Origin of the sequence: Paradesulfitobacterium ferrireducens, from assembly GCF_017310645.1 — a bacterium.
Lineage (GTDB): Bacteria > Bacillota > Desulfitobacteriia > Desulfitobacteriales > Desulfitobacteriaceae > Paradesulfitobacterium > Paradesulfitobacterium ferrireducens.
In genome coordinates, this window is the sequence record NZ_JAFLRH010000038.1 from 1 (window position 1) to 19,176 (window position 19,176).

Sequence of the window (19,176 nt, forward strand, 5' to 3'; positions counted from 1 at the left end):
GGGATTTATGCCGATGAGGGCATTTCCGGCACGAATACCAAAAAGCGGGAGCAGTTTAACAAAATGATTGAGGATTGCAAAGCGGGGAAAATTGATGTGGTGATCACGAAGTCCATTTCCAGGTTTGCCCGGAATACCCTGGACTGTTTGAATTATGTGAGGCTGCTCAAGGACTTAGGAATTGGAGTGATTTTCGAAAAGGAAAACATTAATTCCTTAGACAGTAAAGGAGAAGTCCTGCTTACGATTCTCAGCTCACTCGCCCAGGACGAGAGCCGGTCAATCTCGGAAAATTCAACTTGGGGTATCCGGAGACGATTTGAACAAGGAAAGGTTCAGGTCAATGAAACGAAGTTTCTGGGTTACGACAAAGATGAAAACGGGGACTTGATCATCAATGAGAAGCAAGCCAAAATCGTCAGACGGATTTACAACGATTATCTCGATGGCAAAGGCCCCAATAGGATAGCAAAAGACCTTGAAAAAGAAAAAGTCCCAAAGTGGGACGGCACCTACAACTGGTACGAAAGCAGCATCCGGAAAATGCTCAGTAATGAAAAATACAAGGGGGATGCTCTCCTGCAAAAGACTTACACCGTCGATTTCCTTTCGAAGAAGCGGGCTGAAAATGACGGTGAAGTACCCCAATACTATGTTGAGAACAGCCACCCCGCCATTATCGATAAGGACACCTGGGAAGCGGTGCAGATGGAAATGGAAAGAAGAAGAGCTTTCGCGGAGAAACATGGTATTGTAAAAGTAGATTATGCAACCGCGGATAATCCCTTCGCCGGACGGATCATTTGCGGTAACTGCGGAGGGGCCTACGGCAGGAAGGTTTGGAATTCAACCGATGAAAGGCTGCGGAGGATTGTTTGGCGGTGTAACAATAGATATGTAGCGAAAGGGGAGAAGGGGTGCGGGAGCAAGCATATTGACGATGGGGTTTTATATCAGGCGTTTATAAGTGTGTTCAACGCGGTGGTTGAAAATAAGGATTACTTCATGGGAAAGTGGGCAGACCAATGTAACGGAGACGACATCCTGAAACGAGTCATTGCCAAGCGATTTATAGCTACATTCAAGACGGCAAAGCCGATTGACCGGTTTGATGTAGACTTGTACTTCAAATTGACGGAAAAGATAATGGTTTATGATGGTAAGTTGGTTGTCAGCCTGCTTGACGGGTCTGAAGTGGAATGTGTAATTGAATAGGGAACAAAATTTAAGCCGACTGGGGTGACGTTGTTCACCTTGGTCGGCTAATTTTATTTAACCGGACTAAATTGCTCTAATACTCTAGCAAGTGGCTTAAGGCTGAAATAATCCAATGCCTGATTAATGTCATTGAGGTCATATTTTTTTTTGTCTAAGCAGAATTGAATGACCAAATCGAACGTATCACTTTCATATAAGGAGTAACTGGCTGCGCCTAACAATTTTTCAGTTTGTTTTTTATTTAGCTCAAGGGCTATGGCAAGAGCAATCGCTGTATTTTTCCCTGGACTATATTCGGGATCGGAGCGCATTTTGGAAAATTGCCTGCACTCGATACTATTGTTGGATTTAATGCCTTTATCGAGGAGAGAGCCAACTCGAAGGAGAAACGATTGTCACGGCAGTTCTTTTTGATGACCGGTACCGGTACGAAATTCTCTGGAACGGTGTGAATACCCATGAAGTAAAGTTGACTGATAAGGAGTACTTCGTGACAGGGTGCACCTCCTTATTGGATGCGGTGGGGAAAACAATTCTAGATTTCGGCTACAGGTTATCGCAGGCAACTGAGGATGCAAGGCCCGGTAAGGTTACAAAGGAGCTTATTAAACACAGCAAGAGAAATATTGCTGGGAGTTTATCTTCCTTTAAAGATGCAGACAGCATTGAGTCATCATGAATAACGCACGTAACTTTGAAGCTACAAAAGCCGGAGTTAAGGACATGTACAGCATGATAAGTGAGGCGGTAACGGAGAAAAGAAGTAGCGAAAAGAAATAAATAATTGAGCGGGAAGAATAATTTCTTTTGAAATCTGGTGTTGCTCTCTAAGAGACGCTACAATATTCGTTTTCATTAATGTAATTGAATATATGGACATGGTATAATATGGGTGTACTTTGCACCTATATTTTTGTATTATATATGTGATCAATAATGAGCGTTTGGGAAGTGACAGCATGAGATTCAGGCATTTAGCCGGCTTTGGTAAACGAATGGAGTTTTATTTAATAGGCAGGATGCTAAAAGAGGGTCTGGATTGTTATATACCGTTAGTGGATGATGATGGCATTGACGTTGTAGTTAGGCGGAGTGATGGCAGCTTTATTGAGGTTCAAATTAAGGCACGCTCAAATGATGTCAAATTTGGTGATGCTGCCTTGTTTGCTGCAATGACGCATGAATTACGCGATAATTATTACTTTGTTTTTTACTCCGAAAGAATGGATACTATGTGGATTTTGAGTTCGCAAGAGTATTTAGACGAATGTGTAACTAATAAGACCGGTAAGAATGTTGGCAAACGGAGCATTTGGTTTAACGGGAAAAGAAAAAACAACGAAACAGGCGAAACAGAGGAGTATACTTTGCCCCGCTTTGAAAAATATATTGCGAAAGATTTCTCCCGGCTCAAGGACGAAAATGATCCGAAAAAGCGTTAGAGGAATTACAGGATTTTCTGATGGCGTAGAAAGAAACGATTGGCAAGTTGGACGAGGAGCGATTACGCAGATTTGTGGATAAGGTAACGGTAATCCATGGCTGAGGTAGACATGGCGAAAATCTTGAATGGCTTGTTGGCAACTGCGTTTACTCACTTAATGGTAGACATTTAGGATGGTTTGAAAATGGCGTAATGTCCGATGGTGGAAATGCAATAGCCTTTACGTACGATGCAACAGGTTACCTCCCATCTAGACCGGGAATGGGAGGTATACCTGGAACTCCAGGTACACCAGGAACTCCTGGAAGACCTGGGCTATCTGGAGTCCCAGGACGCCCTTGGTTTGGTAGATGGTCAGACAAAACCATCAGTCAATTTTTTGGTATTCAAGTTTACTATATTATCAGGTATAGTTTAGTAAAGTGATGAATTCACATGGAAGTTCAAGAAACTTGCCATGATGAATGCGGACATGAATTTCGTGAATGCTCCGAATGTTATACGGTATTTGAGCACTCGGGTAAGTAGGGGGAGGAATTTTATTTGGCTCAAGCAAGAAACCCTAAATGGGATAGAGATGAATTAATATTGGCCCTTGATCTCTATTTTCGGCATAATCCGCTGAACATAAACAGTTCCCATGTAGAGGTGGTGAAACTTAGTCAAGTCTTAAATTCCTTACCCATTCATTCAAATAAGCCAGATGCGGAACGATTCAGAAATCCAAATGGAGTATACATGAAATTATGTAATTTCATGCGTTTTGATCCCAGCTATCATGGAACTGGGTTAGAACGGGGTGGAAAACTAGAGGAACAAATATGGAATGAGTTTGCAAACGACCCCGACAATTTAAGGTTAATAGCACAGAGTATTATAGAAGGAAGTCACCAGACTGACGTGGAAGCTATGTATCATGATGATGAAGACGAGACTGCATTTCCTGAAGGAAGGGTTTTATACCGGCAACACCGTTCTCGAGAACGAAATAAAACTTTAGTTGCTAGAGCAAAGGAAAAGGCTCTAGAGTCAGGAAGTCTAAGATGCCAGATTTGTGGTTTCGATTTCTACGAGAAATACGGAGACTTGGGAAAAGGTTTCATTGAGTGTCATCATACAATTCCTGTTTCGGAATATACCCGGACAATTGGTACAAAATTGAGTGATTTGGTACTTGTTTGTTCTAATTGCCATCGAATGTTACATAGAAGAAGACCGTGGTTAAGCATAGACCAATTAAAGCGGCTTGTTAGGTGAGGCTGGAACATCGTATATCGGAGTGTTCAGCACCACTTTGTCAATACGCATGCAGGTTGGGACGCGTCGTAAACAACCCGGAAGGTTAGGAAGCAATTAAACTAAGGGGGGGTCTTATGGCGGTATGTGCCTTATGTCGGAGAGAAAGCGACCTCAAGGAAGACAGTCATATTATCCCTAAATTTGTGTATAGCGGAATCAAGAGAAACTCACCATTTGGTTTTCTAAGAGAGTCAAGCAATCCTGACTTAAGAATTCAAGATGGAGATAAACAACTTCTACTATGTGAAGAGTGTGAAGACCGATTTTCAGTTTATGAGCGACACTTCTCGATGAAAGTGTTTCAACCTTATCAGGCAGGACAACTAATGACGATTGAATATGGCCCTTGGCTTAACTATTTTATCACTTCAGTCAATTGGAGGAACTTATACTTAGACTTGTGTGGTTTTGTTGAAAGTCAAGGACTTTCTGTAGATGCGTTGAGTGTCCTTATAGAAACGGAAGAATTGATGAGGAACTTTCTTCTAGACAGGAGACCAGACTTAGGTGGTCTAGAAAACCACATTTTTATTTTCGACCAGGTTAAAGAAGCAAGTGAAGAGTTTAAAAGAGCTGGTCCACATTCCTTTTTCAGAAGCAGTGCATATGGTTATACATTTATAAGTCACACACACCAAGGGTACTACGTTTACTCAAATCTTGCCGGAATATTAATTTTTACCCTACTAAAGAAATCTAGCTTTGATCAGTGGATTCACACTAGAGTATGGCTTTGCGAGGGAAAAATTGAAACTCCTCAAACCGTTATAAGCCCAGTTATGGGTGATGTAATTGATTACTTTTTAGAACATAAAAAACGCCAAATGTCTGAGAAACAACAAGAAAAGCTTGTAAAGGAGGTCAAAAAACACCCAGAGAAACTTTTAAATAGTAAGTATTTTGAGTTCTGTTTAATGGACAAGGAACTGAAGTAGTTAGACATTGCTTAACATAACACCAAGAGAAGCCGGCTTCAGTTTAGGGGCAAATAGAGTTTAGACTTAGCCTTTTGAGACTTAAATCCCTCCTTGACAATCATCACTTCCCGAGCGATGAATGCTTGTCAAGGAGGGATATGAATATGACAAATGAACAAAAGCAACAAATCAAATCTTTGCGCTATCAGGGCTTTGGGTATAAGCAGATAGCTAATGCGATTGGATTATCAAGAGACACGATTAGGGGTTATTGCAAAAGAAACGGTTTAGATGGATTAGGATCAGAGCTAGTGACTGAATACAAAAACATAATGAAAGAAGAGTTTTTATTTACGCTTTGTCTTAATTGCGGCAAAAAAATTGAGCAGAATAGCTTAGGACGTAAGAAAAAATACTGCTCGGCAAGCTGCAAAGCAGAGTGGGAGAAGGTTCATAAAAAATCATACTCTGTTACTTGTGAGTATTGCGGAAAAGAGTTTAAATCCTTAGGGGTTAAAGGACGAAAGTTCTGCAGCCAGGAGTGTTATCAAAGGGATCGATTTTGGCGGGAGGAAGATGCTGCGGAAGTTGCGAAGAAGATTCTAGAGTTTAAAAAAGTAAACCACTTGCCGAAATGGCTTAAGGATTTACTCCTCACGAGCTCTGAAGAATGAGGATTTCAAGTGGGTTATTTAGAATGTATAGGATAAATGGGGTTGTGGGTGAATAATCCAGAGTACATTGAGCCAGGGTTTAGGAGTGAGACGCCAGTGCTCGTTTTTTTAAAAAGCCACCGGATTAAGAGCCAGTTTAATATATTAAAGCGATTAAAGTAGCTTATGGTCTAAATGGACATTTCAATAAAAATGTACTAATCATTTAATCCCTTTCCATCGAGTATTTGTTGCATACATTTTTCAACCCTTGACTCCCGAGTTTTAGATTGTTTGGGCTGAGAAAAATAAAAAATGTATGCTCTTTGTCGACCCGGGGTCAATGCATCAAAAGCAGTTTTCAAGGCAGGAATTTCATCTAATTTTTTTTGAAATTCTTCAGGAATTATGAAATCTGAAGTCTTTTTCTTAATCACTTTCAACCCGGCTTTTTCAACTTCAATAGCTTCATAAATATAGGCTTTTAAGATGGGTTCCATCTCAACTATTTCTTGAACATTGGTAAATCTAATCTGGCGACCCTCCTGCACATTCTCCGTTGGTGAGATTAGAATACCCTTGGTATCTTTTAACAAAACACCTTTGAAAAACGCAAGAGCACAGTATTCTTTAAAGCCTTGAAGTATTACTATGTTTTTTCCCTCAAACGTATAACAAGGCTGCCGCCACTTCAATTCTTCGGTCAGCCCACAGTCAAGAGTGATCATTCTCAATTTACTAAATTCCTCCTGCCACTTTTTGGCTTTACTTAAAAATTCATCAACCTTAGGATTCATTTTGCTATTTGTCACCAAGGAACACCTCACTTGATTTTTTCTGCATGCTTTTTTACTTTACTTGATTATACATCAACCTTAGGATTAGCCAAGAACCTGTGTTTAATTAACAGCTATATTTCCCATTCTTCTAATTAGCACAGTGACAAGTCCATAGGAGTTCTATAACGATAAAGGTGCTATAATGGGAGCAAAATTGGATAATAATTTAACATCGTTTTAGGTGGCGCATCATTAGGATGTTGTAGAGTAAAGATTTATTAGCACAATAAGCTGTCTGAAGCTAATAGACAAAAAATAGTGCTCTATTTTTATGACCGATATGTAATATATAGTGTACGTATTGTATAATATAATGTATAATATGGAATGTAGGGAGGGGTGATGCTTTGAAGAATCTTAAGTTGAAAGCTGCAAGAGCTAGTTTGGATATGTCTCAAGAGCAATTGGCACAAGCAGTTGGTGTAACAAGGCAGACTATTGGAATGATTGAAGCTGGCAAATTTAATCCATCATTACAGTTATGTATAGCCATATGCAAAACGCTGGGTAAAACATTAAACGATATTTTTTGGGAGGAAGGATCATGAAGGATGAAAGAATTGAACAGGCTAAAAATAAGATAAGAAGTGAAATAGCAATTATTATTTTGTACGGCGTCGCTATATCAATTTTGGTAAAAACTTTAGTATTTAAAATGGGTATACAACAATGTATTACGGAATATTTTATCGTAATATTTTTTCCGCTATATCAGTTTATAAGAATGCATATGATGAAGGTAAGTATTTACAGAGAACGTGGTAATAAACAAATGTTAAAAGGTTTAATTATAACAATTGTTGTTTTTATCATTGTATCAGCTGTATCTTTGTTTAATTCGATGAAGAATCCAACAACTTATCACTGGCAAAGCACGGTTTTCCTAATTGCTTATTTAGTATTATTTATAACAATCTCTTTCTTTGTACATAAATTTAATCAGTACAGAGGTCATAAGTACGAAAAAGAATTTGATGACGATAAATAAAGCATAATGTTAAACTGTAATTATGTCGCATTTTTCTTATAATGTGACCACATGTAACCCAACCATCCATCTGTTCTCACTTCCAAGGGGTGGCTTATTTTTGCCGGAACAGTGGCTCATTGACCACAAGAATATAGGCTTTTTAAACCGTAATATTTACAAGCACAGAAGAGCTAGGATTTCCAGGGGGGTATATGTTATTTATAAACGCGCAAGGATAACCTGCAGTGGGTATGCACGGATTGAATTATGAGAGTACACAGTTTTTGCGCAAAAACGCAGAGCTTAGAAAAATCGGCAATTTCAAAAATTACAGCCTGTAAATCATTTTGCGTATTGGGTAGAACTCACGCCCCCCGACCCCCTAAAAAGACCCCCGGGTATAAGCATTGGGATTTTGAGAATCAGTATCAATACCTAGCCCAGACACAGGTTGAGACGGTAGTCTTGATAGAGCGGAAGTAGCTTGGTAGCAGCGGTTTCCGGGGTTTTGGGAGAATTTGCTAGTGTGTTTTATGTTCCCTTGGACGGAGGTTTCAAGGGAATTTTTTGTTCAGGGGGTCGCACTTTTACACAGAAATATACAAATACTCGAAAAGAAGTAGGGTTTTGTGTATTTGTGTGTGAAATTGGGGGAAAACGACCCCCTCTGGAAATTAGTCTTGGTAAAAAAAATAAAATTTAGTATAGACGTACTAAAATATTTATGATATATTATCATCGTTGGATGAAATAAAATATGCTGGGGGAAGGAGGAAAATCGTGAACCCATCAATAGATATTTTTATTAATTCGTTTGCTATGCGCGGTATTACCTCCCGAGAGCAATTATTGAACGAAATGTTACGCGTCAAACTTACAGCGCGAGCCGTGAAATCACAGAAAAAATCTCTGCAAGATGGAGAGCAGCTTTTCGAATTAATGAAGCATTCTACCGAAAGTACAATCCTTGGATATTTTCCGGGCGACAGGGATTTCTTTTCTGCTATTTATAAGGTTGCCCAAGAAATTGATCTGATTGAGTATACATTTAAACTATACCAAAATGACCGTTTCGGACAGATATTCTCTCCAGCTTATTTGACGGAATATGTCTGTAGTCTGATAGATGATGCAAAAGCCCAGTCAATACTTATTGCTGAAGCAGAAAAAAGCCTGTCAGGTCTTAAAGGCTTAGTGGAGAAGCATCAGTCAAGCAAAATAACCTTTACCACATCCAATGTACTTATGTTTATGCTGCTTAAGCTTGGATTTGAAGACTATGAGAACGTCAGTATTCTTAATCAGTCGATATACCAGGAGCTGCTTATTGACGCACGTTTTGATTTTATCTATTCACTGCCTGATTTTGGCGGCAAGATTGAAGCCGTTAACCATAAATTCATGTCCTCAAGACCGGATATTGTAGCAACGCAGAATTTACTTGGGCACTTACCTGACAGGGGCACGCTGGTGACTGTGCTCCCTGCTAAGATTACATTTGCAAGCGGTTCTGAAGCAAAGCTGCGTGAGCATATCATGACCCACTATCAATTGGAGGGTATTTACAGTCTTCCCGAAGGTACTTTCAAGCCGTATACTGCCATAAAAACCTATATGCTTACGATAGGTGCTGTAAAAAAGGAAAATGTGAGTGTGGGATATTTAGGTTATGATAATGGTCTTTATGTTGATAAAGTGAAGGTAGTGGGGAGCAAAGATTTTGCCGCTCATGAGGATTGGCGAATTGAACTTATACTCGCGGATGATGACGAGAATATCAGAAAGTATAAGACATCAACTCTTGAAAGAGTGAAACTTCATGAAGTTGCGGAGGTTTTCAGGGGAAAATCAATCCTCAAAAAAGATGTTAAGCCTGGGAAAATCATGGTACTGAATATTTCAAACATTACCGATACCGGCATTGATTATTCCAATATGGACAGTATTGATGAAGAAGAACGAAAAATTAAAAGATATGAGCTGATAGATGGAGACATAGTCTTATCTTGCAGGGGGTCGGCAATTAAAACGGGTGTATACCGTAAACAAAAAAGTATCGTTATTGCCTCGGCTAATGTTATCGTTATCAGACCCAATAACAGGGTCTTAAGCGATTATCTTAAGATATTCTTTGAGAGTCCTGTCGGAATAGCACTTATTAAAAGCTTTCAACGGGGGACAACCATTGTAAATATAAATCACACTGACATTGCGGAAATGGAAATACCGCTGTTGAGTATAGAGGAGCAGAAAGAGCTGGTAACTCATTATGAAGCTGAAAGCACCCTTTATCGAGAAACTATCAGCAAGGCTGAGGAACGCTTTGCTGCTGAAAAAGAAAAAATCTATGAGAGATTGCTCTAAGATGAGGAGGATAAAAAATGGCAACAGTAAATCTGGGGTTTGAAAATAATCTATGGGAAATGGCGGATAAACTGCGCGGCAACATTGAGGCTTCGGAATACAAGCATGTAGTACTGGGACTAATTTTCCTTAAATACATCTCCGATGCTTTTGAGGAGAGATATAACGAGCTGGTTGCCGAGGGTGAAGGATTTGAAGAAGATATAGATGCTTATACTGAAGAAAATGTTTTTTTCGTACCGAAGGAAGCCCGTTGGGAGTACATAAAATCCAATGCCAAGCAGCCTGCTATCGGACAGATTATCGATGAAGCAATGATAGCTATTGAAAAGGAAAACGCCTCCCTTAAAGGGGTGTTGCCTAAAAACTATGCCCGCCCGGAAATTGATAAAACAAAGCTTGGCGAGCTTATCGACTTGTTTTCCTTTAAGGTTGGTGATAAGGAGGCAAGAGCAAAAGATGTCCTCGGTAGGGTTTACGAATACTTCCTTGGCAAGTTTGGCTCGTCAGAAGGCGAATTTTACACCCCGCCATCCATTGTAAAATTGCTTGTTGAAATGATTGAGCCGTATAAAGGCAGGGTTTATGACCCGTGCTGCGGGTCCGGCGGTATGTTTGTGCAGAGCCAAAGATTCGTTGAAGAACACAGTGGCAGAAAGGACGACATCCATATCTTTGGACAGGAGTATACTGCTACCACCTGGCGGCTTTGCAAAATGAACCTTGCTATCAGGGGTATTGACGGAAACCTTGGCGAGCGGGATGCGGATACCTTTTCCAATGATCTCCACAAGATACTGAAGGCGGACTATATACTTGCCAATCCACCCTTTAATATCAAGGATTGGGGAGCTAACAGGCTTGCCGATGATGTCCGTTGGAAGTATGGCATGCCCCCAGCGGGGAATGCCAACTATGCGTGGATACAGCATATATTTCCAAGCTCTCGCCAAACGGTGTAGCGGGCTTTGTCATGGCAAACGGCGCTATGTCTACCAATACAACCAGTGAAGCCGAGATAAGGAAGAATATTATCGAAGACAAACTAGTGGACTGCATCATCACTCTGCCGCCCAACCTTTTCTATAATGTAACTATTCCTGCTTCTTTATGGTTTTTAACAAGGAATAAAAAATCAGCAGGTCGGGATCGCAGCAACGAAATCCTCTTTATTGATGCCCGCAAAATGGGTACGATGGTTGACCGCAAGCACAGGGAACTTGATTATGAGACAGAGATAAAATATATCGCCGATATATACCACAAATGGAAAAAGGGCGAAGGTTACGAGGACATCAAAGGATTCTGCAAATCTGCCACTTTGGATGAAGTGCGCTCCCATGAATATATTCTCACCCCCGGCAGGTACGTGGGCATTGAAGAACGGGTCGATGACGGGGAGCCTTTTGATGAAAAGATGACAAGGCTTACCGGTGAGCTTGCCGAGATGTTTGCAAAACGCAGCCATTTGGAGGAGGAAATCCGTAAAAGACTGGGGGCAATTGGGTATGAGTTTTAAAAATGATTCCGAAATATTAATGTACCAGACTGAAGATGGGAAAACCAAAATCGATGTGAGAATGGAGAACGAGACGGTTTGGCTTTCATTAAATCAGATGGCGGAGTTGTTTCAACGGGATAAGTCTGTTATTTCACGCCACATCAAAAATGTTTTTGCAGAAGGTGAATTGGATGAAAAATCAGTTGTTGCAAATTTTGCAACAACTGCGGCAGATGGTAAAACCTATAATGTGGAATATTTTAACCTTGACGTAATTATTTCCGTCGGCTACCGGGTCAAGTCCCACCGAGGCACGCAGTTCAGAATTTGGGCGACACAAAGGCTAAAAGAATACATCATTAAAGGCTTTACTATGAATGATGACTTGCTGAAAAAAGCGGGCGGAGGCAATTATTTTGAGGAACTGCTGGAGCGTATCCGGGATATCCGCTCTAGCGAAAAAGTATTTTATCGCAAGATTTTGGATATCTATGCCACCAGTATAGACTATACCCCGGATGCAGCTATTTCTCAGCAGTTTTTTCAAACGGTTCAGAACAAAATGCACTGGGCTGCTCATGGTCATACAGCGGCGGAAATTGTTTACTTAAGAGCGGACAGTACTAAGCCCTTTATGGGGATGACTAATTTCACCGGTTCAAAACCTACCAGGTCTGAAGCCCAGATAGCCAAAAACTATCTTACAGAAGATGAGCTGGCTGTACTAAACCGCATCGTCAATGCTTATATCGAATTTGCCGAGCTTCAGGCCATACGCAAAAAGCCCATGTACATGGCTGACTGGGTAGAAAAATTGGACGATTTCCTTAAAATGAGCGATAATGAGATCCTTACACACGCAGGCAAAATCAGCCACCAACAGGCTACTCAAAAGGCGATAGAAGAGTATGAGAAATATAGGGAACGAACCAAAAATGAACTTTCCGAGGTGGAAAAGCACTTTCTTAAGAGCATTGACAAGACTGCAAAGATGCTGAAAGGGAAGAAGAGCAGTGCCGGAGGTGATGGGGTGTGAGTGTTAGTGAGTGGAAAGAGGTGCGTCTTGGGGATGTAATATTATTTAACCCAAGTGAATCATTGAAAAAAGGAAAAATCGCAAAAAAGATTACGATGGAACAACTTGCACCATTTACAAGGAAAATTACTAACTATGAATTGTCCGAGTTTACAGGTGGCAGTAAATTTAGAAATGGTGATACATTGCTTGCACGGATTACACCCTGTTTAGAAAATGGTAAGACTGCTTATGTAGATATTTTGAGTAACTCTGAAGTAGCTTTTGGCTCAACTGAATTTATTGTCATGAGAAATAAAGAAAACATTACTGATGATAAGTTCATTTATTATCTTGCAATATCACCAGATTTTAGAGACAAAGCCATAAAGTCAATGACGGGTACTTCTGGAAGGCAAAGGGTACAACAAGATGTATTGCAATCATACAAAATCATCCTTCCACCTCTCCCTGAGCAAAAGGCAATCGCCGCTATACTGTCTGCCCTTGACGATATGATTGAGCTTAACAACCAAATCAATAAAACCCTTGAAGAAATGGCGCAGGCAATATTTAAGTCCTGGTTTGTGGACTTTGAGCCGTTTAAGGACGGCGAGTTTGAAGAAAGCGAACTGGGGTTAATACCAAAGGGGTGGAGAGTTGGGACTCTTAGTAGTATAGGTGACATCATTGGTGGTGGGACTCCGTCTAAATCCAAACCGGAATATTATGCAGATTCAGGTATTCCTTGGATTACACCAAAAGACTTATCTATGAACAAAAATAAGTATATCAGTAGAGGACAATTCGATATTTCTGAGTTAGGCTTGCGGGAAAGCAGTGCAAAACTTATGCCTAAAGGCACAGTATTATTTAGTTCAAGAGCACCTATTGGATACATAGCAATCGCAAAAAACGCAGTAACAACTAACCAAGGATTTAAATCAATTGTTCCTTTTAATAATATTAGCTCAGAATATGTATATTTATTGTTAAAAAATAATATAGGCGAAATTGAGAGTCGGGCGTCTGGCTCAACATTCAAAGAAATATCAGGTGGAGAAATGAAAAAAGTCCCAATCATTTTACCACCTATGGATGTGATCAATCAGTTCAATGAAATCGCTACTACACTTGGTAAAGTACAGGCTTTGCTTGAAGATGAGAATAACATTTTATCGTCAATTCGCGACACCCTGCTACCTAAGCTAATGAGCGGTGAGATAAGAGTACCTGTTGAGGAGGTTGTGTGATATGTATGCGATAGAAAGGGGGAAACCTTATGTCAAATCATAATGTATATGAAGATGAGTTGGAGCAGGCGGCTTTGGAATGGTTTGAGGAACTCAACTACGAAATTGCCTTTGCTCCTGACCTTTCGCCCGGTGGGGATTATCCTGAACGTTCTGATTATTCCGATGTAATACTGGAGGAACGTCTGAAGGACGCCTTAAAGCGTATAAACCCGGATTTGCCCCAGGAGGCTCTTGACGACGCCCTGCATCAGATACTCGTGCCGCTTAATCCTGCACTAATAGACAACAATCATCTTTTTCAGAAGATGGTCACCGATGGGGTGAATGCTACCTTTAGGGCCAGTGATGGCAGAATAGTCAGCAAGCAGGTCAAGGTTTTTGACTTCGAGAAAGTAGAGAATAACGATTTTCTTGTTGTTAACCAATTTACTGTGATTGAGAACAGGATTGAAAAGCGTCCTGATGTGGTGGTATTTGTCAACGGCATTCCCCTTGTTGTCATCGAGCTTAAAAACCTTGCCAACGAGGACGTAGAAATATCTGATGCCTTTAATCAGATCCAAAACTATATAAATACTATCCCGTCCCTCTTTACCTATAATTCCTTTGTGGTTATATCTGACGGGGTAAATGCCAGGACAGGCACAATAACTGCCGATGAAGACAGGTTCATGATGTGGCGTACTATTGATGGGGACGAGGTTGCACCTGTAGGCCGCCCACAGCTTGAAGTCTTAATCAAAGGAATGTTTGAAAAGGAACGCCTGCTTGATATTATTAAGAACTTTGTATTGTTCCAGACTGATGGAAAAGATACTTACAAAATTCTGGCAGGTTACCATCAATATCATGCTGTCAATAAGGCAGTTGAAAGTACTATAAGAGCTGCAATCACTGAGGGGGATCGCAAAGCCGGCGTTGTTTGGCATACCCAGGGCAGCGGCAAAAGTCTTTCTATGGTTTTCTATGTGGGCAAGCTTGTTCTGGCGAAAGAACTTAATAACCCGACAATCGTAGTGATTACCGACCGTAACGACCTTGACGACCAGCTGTTTTCCACATTTGCCAAATCAAAAAACTTATTACGCCAGGAACCGGTGCAGGCTCAGGACAGAGCAGATCTTCGCAGACTCCTTGCGAGAGAATCGGGAGGCATAATATTCACGACCATACATAAATTTGCTCCTGAAGAAAAAGGGGACAGCGTACCTGTTCTTACAGACCGGGAAAACGTAATTGTTATTGCTGATGAAGCCCATAGAAGCCAGTACGGATTCGGAGCGGAAATTGTCAAGGGTGATACTGAAGCTGAGGTCAAATACGGCTATGCCAAATATATGCGTGATGCCCTTCCTAAAGCATCCTATATCGGCTTTACCGGCACGCCAATATCCCTTGCGGACAAGGATACCAGAGCGGTATTTGGCGACTATATCGATATTTATGATATGACCAGGGCAGTAGAGGATGGGACGACAGTACGTATTTTCTACGAAAGCCGGATTGCGAAGCTGGAGCTGCCGGATGAACTCAAGCCCGTTATTGACAGCGAATATGAAGAAATCACTGAATACCAGGAGTATACCCAAAAAGAAAAGCTCAAGTCCAAATGGTCAAGGCTTGAGGCTATTGTCGGTGCCGAGCAGCGTGTTAAAGCGATTGCCAAAGATATTGTGGAGCATTTTGAAAAGCGTCTCGCAGCCCAGGAGACAGAAGTGGGCAAAGGTATGATCGTAACCATGTCTCGGCGGATTGCGGTTGACCTCTATAAAGAGATTATAGAGCTGCGCCCGGAATGGCACTCTGACGATGTGGAAAAAGGCGTTATTAAGGTGGTCATGACCGGAAGTTCTTCTGATCCTAAGGAATGGCAGCCTTTCATCGGCACAAAGGCTACCCGGGACCGAATCGCCAAGCGCATGAAGGATAACAAGGACGAGCTGAAGTTAGTCATTGTGCGTGATATGTGGCTGACCGGTTTTGATGTTCCGAGCATGCACACCATGTATATTGACAAACCTATGCAAGGACATAACCTTATGCAGGCCATCGCCCGCGTCAACCGGGTATTTAAGGAAAAGCAGGGCGGCTTGATCGTAGATTATATCGGCATTGCCGAAAACCTCAAAAATGCTCTTAATGATTATACCGAGAGCGACAGGGAGAAGACAGGGGTTGATACTGAACTGGCAGCGGCAGTGCTCCTTGAGAAATATGAATTGATTAAGGAATTGCTCCATGGTCATGATTATCAGAAATTCTTTACCGGCTCCGCTTCCGACAGAATGGCCGCCATTGTTGAAACCATCGACTACATCATCGGGCTGCGTGAGGAAGGCAAAAACGAATATCTTAAGCTGGTCAGCGAACTTTCAAGGGCCTACTCGCTTTGTGCTACTACCGATATTGCTGAAAAATTATATCTTGAGGTAGGTTTCCATAAAGCAGTTAAATCCGGGATTATTAAGCTCATTCCCGAAAAGTCTAAAAAGAAAACTGCTGCGGAGGTTGAAGCCCAGCTTAACCAGCTTATATCCAAATCGATTGCCAGCAATGAGGTTATCGATGTTTTGGATGCCGTTGGACTTAACAAGCCTAATATCGCCATACTGTCCGACGAGTTCCTGGAGGAAGTGCGCAACATGAAGCAGCGCAACCTTGCCGTCGAGCTTCTCAACAGATTACTTAAAGGCAAAATAAAGACATTTTCAAGGCGGAATCTTGTTCAGTCCAGGAAGTTCTCGGAGCTTTTAGAGAATGCCATCAGGAAGTACCAGAACCGCACCATTGAAACCACGCAGATTATTTTGGAACTTATACAGCTTGCCAAAGAAATCAATGAAGCTCATAAACGGGGAGAAAATACAGGTCTTACTGAAGATGAGCTGGCGTTTTACGATGCGCTTGCCGAAAATGAGTCTGCCAAAGAGGTAATGGGCGACGATATCCTCAAGCAGATAGCAAGGGATTTGACTGAGGCAATACGCAAAAATCTCAGCATTGATTGGTCTATTCGTGCCAGCGTCCAGGCCAAAATGAAAATGGTCATCAAGAGACTTCTTAAGCACTACGGTTATCCGCCGGACAAAACACCAAAGGCTGTAGAAATAGTAATGGAACAGGCCAAGCTTATGTGCCAAAATGAAAGTGCAGGGGCTAAGCTTCAGTATCAGCTTGTTAAAGAAGAATTACCAAAAGTAGCGGAAGAAAAGGGGAATTTCTGATTATGCCGGATATCAAATACGAAATCAAAGAAACCCTCGGCGTGCTTTCCGAAGGTTCAAAAGGATGGAGTAAAGAGGTAAATCTTATTAGTTGGAACGACAGGGAACCCAAGTATGACATCAGAGAGTGGTCTCCTGACCACTCAAAGATGGGTAAAGGGGTTACTCTGTCAAAACAGGGAATTGAAGGCATTAAAAGAACTACTGTCAGATATCGAAGTTTGAGAATGAAAGAGATTTAACTTACAGGGAGGTGGTAAGTCTGAGCGATAAACAACTAGTAAATTATGACAAAGATCAGTACGGGGAACTATACCGTAAGCATATCTTGGAACAATACAAAATTTAGGTTGAAATGGCTGATAGAGTCAGCCAACGAAGAATGACGGCAAATTCATTTTTTATTACGATAAACACCTCATTACTAACGGTGTTTGGGCTTTTTAAGAGTGAAATGCCTTTTTGGTGGCTGTTAATGCCAGGCATCGGGCTAATAGTATCATTTGCGTGGTTTTCGATTTTGCACAGCTATAAACAACTCAATTCAGCAAAATTTAAAGTAGTGCATGAGACAGAGAAACTTCTGCCATTGGCTCTTTACGATTATGAATGGGTAAAACTTGATAATGGTAAACGAAAGCGTACATATTGGCCATTATCTCATATTGAAAAGATTATACCGGTACTGTTTGCAATAATTTATATGCTGATAGTTGCTGCAAAGTTATTATTCTAGGGAGGGATTATTATGCCGAGTTTAAAAATCTATGATTTATTTATCAGTCATGCTTGGACATATAATGATGAATATTACAAAATGGTGAATATGTTAAAACAAGCCCCTTTATTTACCTGGCGAAATTATAGTGTACCTGAACATGACCCATTGAAAGCTAAAACAGATGCACAACTTTATGCTGCGTTGCAAAATCAAATAAGGCCGGTTAATGCTGTGATTGTACTGGCGGGGATGTACGCAGCCTACAGGAAATGGATTGAGGCTGAAATTGAAATTGCAAAAAGCTTCAAAAAGCCAATTTTTGGCGTTAAGCCTTGGGGGCAATGCGGTGGTGCCGAAGATTGTCCAGGATAGTGCAAAAACCGTAGTTGGATGGAATACCGCGTCGATTGTTGAGGCAATTAGAAAATATTCTTTATAGCAATTAGTTATTCCCTGATTGAAAACGACTAGTATAAAAAGAGTAGCCGGGGGAAATGTTCTTTATTCTGAAGGCAGGGGTTGAGGTAAGGGATATATTTATAATAACTCTAATTGTATGAAAATTATGGTATAATTTAAGTGTACTTGTTAAATAAAGGTGCACTTATTTTATTTTCAGGGGGTATTAAAGCGATAATGTACCTTATCGATAAGAAAAATAACCGGCTTGCAAAGATAGAAGAGAAAACCTTTTCAGAACTCGGGTTTAAGGAAAGGGAACATCTGCAGGAGTGGCTGGCAAATGAACCTGCAGTATTTGGAGAAGATTTGCTCATTATTCAAAAAGAATTTGACGGCTTTGCTGATACCAGGGAACGGCTGGACCTTTTAGCGCTGGATAAAGAAGGCAACTTGGTGATTATTGAAAACAAGCTGGACGATTCCGGTCGGGATGTAACCTGGCAGGCCTTGAAATATGCATCTTACTGTTCCAGCTTATCCAAGGAAGAAATCAGAGCTATATTTCAGGACTATCTTACCAGGTGTGGAAGCGGAGAAACAGCGGAAGAAAAGCTTTGTGAATTTTATGGGAAGGAATACGATGAAATTTCGCTGAACAAAGGCACCGGGCAGCGAATTATCCTGGTTGCTGCGAAATTCAGGAAAGAAGTTACTTCCACTGTTTTATGGCTTATGAACTATAATATCCGCATCCAGTGTTTCCGGGTAACCCCTTATAAAAAAAACGACGAGTTATTCCTTGATATCGAACAGATTATACCAATGAAGGACGCTGAGGATTATGTGATTAAAATGGCTGAAAAAGCCCAGGATGATATCATGATTGAGAACAGATTGAAAAGTTCCGATGCGTTACGCTTGGAATTCTGGACAGCTTTGCTTAAAGAGATGGCCAAGAAAAGCGAGTTGTTTAAGAATATCAGTCCGAAAAAAGATAACTGGATAAATGCAGGTTCGGGCATAGCGGGAGTACCTTTTACATTCGCTATTTCAAAAGCATATGCAAGAGTAGAGCTTTATATAGATACAGGGGAAAAAGCTGAGAATAAGAAGCTGTTCGACTATTTGCATCAAAACAAAGAGGCTATCGAAACAGTATTTGGAGAAGCATTAACCTGGGAACGTTTGGATGATAAAAGGGCAAGCCGGATAAGCTCCAGTATTGACAAAAATTCTTATGACAGGGAGAATTGGGATTTTATCATTCCAGAACTAACAGAACGTATGGTGCGTTTTGAAAAAGCTCTGAGGGATTATCTGAAGAAATATAAGAAGTAAATGGATTTAGTGATA

The 19,176-nt window shown here is 40.9% G+C and carries 16 protein-coding genes and 3 pseudogenes; 17 read left to right on the forward strand and 2 right to left on the reverse strand.

Annotation, left to right across the window (positions count from 1 at the left end):
* Positions 1-1,215 (forward strand): recombinase family protein (locus J0X21_RS12505; RefSeq protein WP_206812546.1); only part of this gene is annotated, 1,215 nt, incomplete at its 5' end.
* Positions 1,216-1,268: 53 nt separating this feature from the next.
* Here J0X21_RS12505 and J0X21_RS12510 read toward each other — a convergent pair.
* Positions 1,269-1,529, reverse strand: a complete 261-nt coding sequence (locus J0X21_RS12510; RefSeq protein WP_206812547.1) for a hypothetical protein — start codon at positions 1,527-1,529, stop codon at positions 1,269-1,271.
* A gap of 648 nt (positions 1,530-2,177) precedes the next feature.
* On the opposite strand from J0X21_RS12510, the gene J0X21_RS12515 reads away from it, so the two are divergent.
* The 5 genes and pseudogenes from J0X21_RS12515 to J0X21_RS12530 all read left to right on the forward strand — a co-directional run bounded on the left by J0X21_RS12515 (position 2,178) and on the right by J0X21_RS12530 (position 5,552).
* Positions 2,178-2,660 carry a hypothetical protein gene (locus J0X21_RS12515; protein ID WP_206812548.1) on the forward strand — a complete coding sequence of 161 codons (483 nt, stop codon included), beginning with the start codon at positions 2,178-2,180 and terminating at the stop codon, positions 2,658-2,660.
* 122 nt (positions 2,661-2,782) lie between these two features.
* Positions 2,783-3,088, forward strand: a pseudogene (locus tag J0X21_RS16210) (4-fold beta flower protein); the annotation flags it as partial.
* Positions 3,089-3,205: 117 nt separating this feature from the next.
* Positions 3,206-3,919 carry an HNH endonuclease gene (locus J0X21_RS12520; protein WP_206812549.1) on the forward strand — a complete coding sequence of 238 codons (714 nt, stop codon included), beginning with the start codon at positions 3,206-3,208 and terminating at the stop codon, positions 3,917-3,919.
* Between the two features lie 116 nt (positions 3,920-4,035).
* Positions 4,036-4,896: a hypothetical protein gene (locus J0X21_RS12525; protein ID WP_206812550.1), complete on the forward strand. Its 861-nt coding sequence runs from the start codon at positions 4,036-4,038 to the stop codon at positions 4,894-4,896.
* Between the two features lie 146 nt (positions 4,897-5,042).
* Positions 5,043-5,552 carry a terminase gpP N-terminus-related DNA-binding protein gene (locus J0X21_RS12530; RefSeq protein ID WP_206812551.1) on the forward strand — a complete coding sequence of 170 codons (510 nt, stop codon included), beginning with the start codon at positions 5,043-5,045 and terminating at the stop codon, positions 5,550-5,552.
* 197 nt (positions 5,553-5,749) lie between these two features.
* Here J0X21_RS12530 and J0X21_RS12535 read toward each other — a convergent pair whose 3' ends face one another.
* Entirely contained in the window at positions 5,750-6,343 is a 594-nt protein-coding gene (locus J0X21_RS12535; protein WP_206812552.1) for a YdeI/OmpD-associated family protein, read from the reverse strand.
* Between the two features lie 374 nt (positions 6,344-6,717).
* On the opposite strand from J0X21_RS12535, the gene J0X21_RS12540 reads away from it, so the two are divergent.
* From J0X21_RS12540 to J0X21_RS12590, 11 genes and pseudogenes are all read left to right on the forward strand, one after another.
* On the forward strand, positions 6,718-6,918 hold the full coding sequence (locus J0X21_RS12540; protein ID WP_206812553.1) for a helix-turn-helix transcriptional regulator: 201 nt from the start codon (positions 6,718-6,720) through the stop codon (positions 6,916-6,918).
* Positions 6,915-7,358, forward strand: coding sequence for a DUF6773 family protein (locus J0X21_RS12545; protein WP_206812554.1), 444 nt, complete (start codon positions 6,915-6,917; stop codon positions 7,356-7,358). The genes J0X21_RS12540 and J0X21_RS12545 overlap by 4 nt, the downstream gene beginning before the upstream one ends.
* A gap of 762 nt (positions 7,359-8,120) precedes the next feature.
* Positions 8,121-9,704 carry a restriction endonuclease subunit S gene (locus J0X21_RS12550; RefSeq protein WP_206812555.1) on the forward strand — a complete coding sequence of 528 codons (1,584 nt, stop codon included), beginning with the start codon at positions 8,121-8,123 and terminating at the stop codon, positions 9,702-9,704.
* A 59-nt stretch (positions 9,705-9,763) separates the two neighbouring features.
* Positions 9,764-11,223: pseudogene (locus J0X21_RS12555) on the forward strand (N-6 DNA methylase).
* Positions 11,213-12,241, forward strand: coding sequence for a virulence RhuM family protein (locus tag J0X21_RS12560; RefSeq protein ID WP_206812556.1), 1,029 nt, complete (start codon positions 11,213-11,215; stop codon positions 12,239-12,241). Before J0X21_RS12555 ends, J0X21_RS12560 begins: the two are co-directional and overlap by 11 nt.
* The gene (locus J0X21_RS16100; protein WP_206812557.1) at positions 12,238-13,473 is read left to right on the forward strand and encodes a restriction endonuclease subunit S; all 1,236 of its coding nucleotides are present in this window, start codon (positions 12,238-12,240) and stop codon (positions 13,471-13,473) included. The genes J0X21_RS12560 and J0X21_RS16100 overlap by 4 nt, the downstream gene beginning before the upstream one ends.
* A gap of 29 nt (positions 13,474-13,502) precedes the next feature.
* Entirely contained in the window at positions 13,503-16,700 is a 3,198-nt protein-coding gene (locus J0X21_RS12570; protein WP_206812558.1) for a type I restriction endonuclease subunit R, read from the forward strand.
* Positions 16,701-16,702: 2 nt separating this feature from the next.
* Positions 16,703-16,925, forward strand: a pseudogene (locus J0X21_RS12575) (YdbC family protein).
* Between the two features lie 130 nt (positions 16,926-17,055).
* Positions 17,056-17,436, forward strand: coding sequence for a RipA family octameric membrane protein (locus tag J0X21_RS12580; protein ID WP_206812559.1), 381 nt, complete (start codon positions 17,056-17,058; stop codon positions 17,434-17,436).
* A 12-nt stretch (positions 17,437-17,448) separates the two neighbouring features.
* A complete protein-coding gene (locus J0X21_RS12585) occupies positions 17,449-17,793 on the forward strand; it encodes a TIR domain-containing protein (RefSeq protein WP_236006243.1) in 345 nt (114 codons plus the stop codon).
* A gap of 207 nt (positions 17,794-18,000) precedes the next feature.
* On the forward strand, positions 18,001-19,161 hold the full coding sequence (locus J0X21_RS12590; RefSeq protein ID WP_206812560.1) for a DUF4268 domain-containing protein: 1,161 nt from the start codon (positions 18,001-18,003) through the stop codon (positions 19,159-19,161).
* Positions 19,162-19,176 lie beyond the last annotated feature (15 nt).